Here is a 255-nt window from a genome sequence, read left to right on the forward strand (position 1 = left end):
TTACAACACTTTTAGTTTCATACCAATCACTAATTAATTGAAAGAGTAATTCAGAACCATTCTTGTTAAATGGGACGTAACCCATTTCATCTAATATAACCAACTGTACTCGATTAAATCGTTTTTTAAACCGCTCTAATTGATTGTTTTTCCATGCTCGTTCAAGTTCTAAGACAAGGTCACTAACTCGCCAAAATCGAGTCTCAATACCCTGTTGACAAGCTTTGTAGCCTAAAGCACTAGCTAAATGAGTTT

The 255-nt window shown here is 34.5% G+C and carries 1 protein-coding gene; it reads right to left on the minus strand.

All coding sequences use genetic code 11. The features are described 5' to 3' along the window. On the minus strand, window positions 1-255 hold a 255-nt coding region (locus ACEN3Z_RS12030), incomplete at both ends, for an ATP-binding protein (RefSeq protein ID WP_407091002.1).

This window comes from Ruoffia sp. FAM 26254, assembly GCF_045528545.1.
In the GTDB taxonomy this organism is placed as follows: Bacteria; Bacillota; Bacilli; order Lactobacillales; family Aerococcaceae; genus Ruoffia; species Ruoffia halotolerans.